At 66.2% G+C, this 4,335-nt stretch carries 3 protein-coding genes; 2 read left to right on the top strand and 1 reads right to left on the bottom strand.

Annotated features, from left to right (window positions below):
- Together WBQ44_RS07155 and acpS are read left to right on the top strand one after the other, a co-directional pair.
- The coding region (locus WBQ44_RS07155; RefSeq protein WP_495566024.1) for a beta-ketoacyl synthase N-terminal-like domain-containing protein at positions 1–3,378 on the top strand (3,378 nt) is incomplete at its 5' end.
- Entirely contained in the window at positions 3,378–3,770 is a 393-nt protein-coding gene (gene acpS, locus WBQ44_RS07160) for a holo-ACP synthase AcpS (protein WP_495566025.1), read from the top strand. The genes WBQ44_RS07155 and acpS, both read left to right, overlap by 1 nt.
- A 79-nt stretch (positions 3,771–3,849) precedes the next feature.
- On the opposite strand, the gene WBQ44_RS07165 is transcribed toward acpS, so the two are convergent.
- The coding region (locus WBQ44_RS07165) for a TetR/AcrR family transcriptional regulator (protein ID WP_495566026.1) at positions 3,850–4,335 on the bottom strand (486 nt) is incomplete at its 5' end.

The raw sequence follows: 4,335 nt of genomic DNA on the forward strand, positions 1-4,335 counted from the left end.
GTCGCAGTCTCCCTGCCCAGCGCGGGCGGCGGCGGAGGCGGAACCGTCGACGCGGCCGCGCTCGGCGAGTTCACCGAGAACATCACCGGACGAAGCGGGGTGCTCGCCTCGGCGGCGCGCCTCGTGCTCGAACAGCTGGGCTTCGCTGATGCGCCGAACGCGCTGACGGTGGAAAACCCGGACGCCGCTTTGGTCGATCTCGTTGCAGCCGAACTCGGTTCGGACTGGCCGCGACTCGTCGCACCGGCATTCGACGCCCGCAAAGCCGTGCTGATCGACGACCGCTGGGCGACCGCCCGTGAGGACCTGGCCCGGTTGTGGCTCGGTACCGCAGGCAATCTGGCCGTCGAATCATTCGCTGGTGCAGGCAATGCCGTTGCCACGCAGGCACAGTGGTGGAAGGCGAAGGCCGACACCGAGGGCAAGACGCTCCTGGCCGAGACCTACGGCCGGATTGCATCGAGTGCTGCTGCATCGGACGAGAAGGGCGAATGGTCCGACGAGGTCGCCGTGATCACCGGTGGCAGCAAGGGCTCCATCGCGGCATCGGTGGCAGCCAAGCTGCTCGGCGGCGGTGCGACGGTATTCGTCACGACCTCGCGGCTCGACGACGATCGTCTGGCGTTCTACCGCAGCCTCTACCGCGCGAACGCCCGCGCCGGGGCGTCGCTGTGGATCGTGCCCGCCAACATCGCGTCCTACACCGACGTCGACGCTCTGATCGAGTGGATCGGCACCGACCAGGTCGACACCGCCGGTGGCGCTAAAACTCTGGTGAAGGCCGGCATCACCCCGACCATGCTGTTCCCCTTCGCTGCACCACGCGTCGTCGGTGAGCTGTCCGACGCCGGTGGCCGCGCGGAAATGGAAATGCGGGTGCTGCTGTGGTCGGTCGAGCGCCTCATCGGCGGACTGTCGAAGATCGGCTACGACAACGACATCGACACGCACCTGCACGTCGTGCTTCCCGGTTCGCCGAACCGCGGCATGTTCGGTGGTGACGGTGCCTACGGTGAGTCGAAGGCTGCACTCGACGCCATCGCGGCGAAGTGGGGCTCGGAGAAGAACTGGGCCGAGCGCGTTTCGATCGCACACGCTCACATCGGATGGGTGCGCGGTACCGGACTGATGGGCGGAAACGATCCCATCGTCGAAGCCGTCGAGGCCGAAGGCGTCCGCACCTGGTCGACCGACGAGATGGCCACCGAACTGCTGAAGCTGTGCGAGCCGTCTGCTCGCAAGCAGGCGACCGAGGCTCCGCTGCTCGCGGACCTCACCGGGGGACTGGCGAACACCAAGCTCAATCTCGTCGAGCTCGCTCGGGAGGCAGCGGCTGCGGCCGCGGAAAAGACCGAGGAGGTCGTCGACAGCTCGGTCATCTCCGCGCTGCCCGCGCCGCCGCGGCTCGCCGCGACCACCGCTCCGGTGTGGCCGACGCTCGATGTCGACCCGAAGGACCTGATCGTCATCGTCGGCGCCGGAGAGCTCGGACCGTACGGCTCGGCGCGCACGCGCTTCGAGATGGAGGTCGACGAGCAGCTCTCTGCTGCAGGTGTTCTCGAGCTCGCATGGAACACCGGCTTGATCGCGTGGGAGAACGACCCCAAGCCGGGCTGGTACGACATCGAGTCCGGAGACCTCGTTCCGGAGGAGGAGATCGCCGATCGGTACCACGACATCGTGGTCGAGAAGTGCGGTATCCGTACCTACGGCGACGACGGGGCCATGGTGGGCAATACTGCGCCACTGATGACCTCGATCTTCCTCGACAACGACCTGACCTTCGTCGTCGGCAGCGAGATCGACGCTCGTTCGTTCGCTGCCGCGGACCCCGAGCACACGCTGATCACCCCGGTCCCGGATTCGGGCGACTGGCAGGTCACCCGCAAGGCCGGCACCGAGATTCGCGTTCCGCGCAAGATGAAGCTCACCCGCACCGTTGGTGGACAGATTCCGACCGGATTCGATCCGACCAAGTGGGGCATCTCGCCCGACATGGCGAGCTCGGTCGATCGAGTTGCGCTGTGGAACATCGTCACCACCGTCGACGCGTTCATCTCCTCGGGCTTCAACCCGTCGGAACTGATGCGTTGGGTCCACCCGACACTCGTCGCCAATACGCAGGGCACCGGCATGGGCGGCATGGAGTCGATGCGCTCGCTGTACATCGACACACTCCTCGGCGATGCCCGTGCGAATGACATCCTGCAGGAAGCTCTGCCGAACGTCGTTGCAGCGCACGTGGTTCAGTCGTACATCGGTAGCTACGGCGCAATGGTTCACCCCGTTGCAGCTTGCGCAACCGCTGCCGTCTCCGTCGAAGAAGGCGTCGACAAGATCAAGCTGGGCAAGGCGCAGCTCGTTGTGGCCGGTGGCTTCGACGACCTGAGCACCGAAGGCATCATCGGCTTCGGCGACATGTCGGCGACAGCGGACTCGGCGTCGATGTCCGCCAAGGGCATCAGCGATCGCCGGTTCTCGCGGGCCAACGACCGTCGGCGCGGCGGGTTCGTCGAATCGCACGGCGGCGGAACCCTGTTGCTTGCTCGCGGTGATCTCGCGCTCGAAATGGGCCTGCCGGTCCTCGGCGTGGTTGCGTACGCACAGTCGTTCGGCGACGGTGTGCACACCTCGATCCCGGCTCCGGGGCTCGGCGCACTCAGTGCCGGCTTGGGCGGCAGGGACTCGCAGCTCGCGCTGTCGCTGAACGCTCTGGGTGTCACTGCAGACGATGTTGCCGTGATCTCCAAGCACGACACGTCGACCGCGGCCAACGACCCGAACGAGGCAGAGCTCCACACCCGCCTCGCCAAGGCCATCGGCCGCTCCGACGGTGCGCCGCTGTTCGTTGTGTCCCAGAAGAGCCTCACCGGTCATTCGAAGGGTGGCGCCGCAGCGTGGCAGCTGATCGGCCTTTGCCAGGTGTTGACAAACGGTGTGATTCCGCCGAACCGCAGCCTCGACTGCGTCGACGACAAGATGACCCCGTTCGAGCACCTCGTGTGGGCACGTGAGCCGCTACGCTTCGGCGACTCGGTGCCGCTGAAGGCAGGCCTGCTCACCAGCCTCGGCTTCGGACACGTCTCCGGTCTCATCGCCCTGGTTCACCCGCAGGCGTTCCTGCAGGCGGTCCCGGCCGATCGACGCGACGAGTACGTGGCCAAGGCCAACGAGCGTCTTATCGCCGGCCAGCGGAGACTGATCTCGGCGATGGTGGGAGGTGACGCCCTGTACGAGCGTCCCGACGACCGCAGGCTCGGACATGACGGGACGCCCGCCAAGGCGTCGCGTGAGCTCGAGGCGAACATGCTGCTCACCGAGGCAGCCCGCCTCGGCGCCGACGACATCTACCGCTCCGGTCTGCCGGGGTGCAACTGATGGCGATTCTCGGAGTGGGTTTCGACCTGGTCACCGTGTCCGACTTCGCGGAGCAGATGGACAAGGCCGGCACGACGATGATCCGCGACAGCTTCACCGCGGGTGAGCGTCGGCACGCGGCGACGAAAAGCTCAGACCCGGCCCGCCACTACGCAGCACGGTGGGCAGCCAAGGAAGCCGTTCTCAAGGCCTGGGCGACATCCAGGTTCGCGAGGCCGCCGCAGATCGGCGACAATCCGTACCCGCTGATCGAGGTCGTCAACGACGCCTGGGGCCGGCCGTCGATCAAGCTGCACGGCATGGCTCAGGAGTTTTTGCCGACCGTGAAGATCCACCTATCGCTGACGCACGACGGCGACATCGCCGCCGCGATGGCGGTGCTCGAGGAATAGCAGTACCCGAACGACGAACGCCGGTCCATCCCTCGCGGGTGGGCCGGCGTTGTTCGTTTTCTGCGTTCGGGGCGCAATCTCAGTCGACGGGTGCGGCGCCCGAGCGGCGGCTCTGCTTCTCGGCGACGAGAAGGTAGGCCGTCATGATCTGCTTGAGTTCCGCGACGGCGTCCTCGTGGCTCTGACCGTCCTGTACCGAGAAGTTGAGCATCGAGTACACGATATGCACTAGGACCTGCGCCATCAGGTTTCGCTTGGCGCGGGGGGTGCGGGGCGTCAGAGGGCCCAGCATCTTCGCGACCTGATCGGCGAACTCGCGTTCGTGAATGACTCCTGTGGCCCGGGTCGACGGGGTGGACTGCATGGCCAACCACACCTCGCGACGTGACGGGTCCGACATCCACATGCCTGCCATGTGGTCGACGAACTTGTTGAGGAACCGCAGCCAGTCGAGGGAAGGCACCTCGCCGTTGAACTCCGCGAGCTCCTGCTGAACACCGACGAGATCCTGTCGATTGAGCTCGCACACGATGACGTACTTGTTCGCGAAGAACTGGTACAGCGT

The organism is Rhodococcus sp. (in: high G+C Gram-positive bacteria), from assembly GCF_049591685.1.
In the GTDB taxonomy this organism is placed as follows: Bacteria; Actinomycetota; Actinomycetes; order Mycobacteriales; family Mycobacteriaceae; genus Rhodococcoides.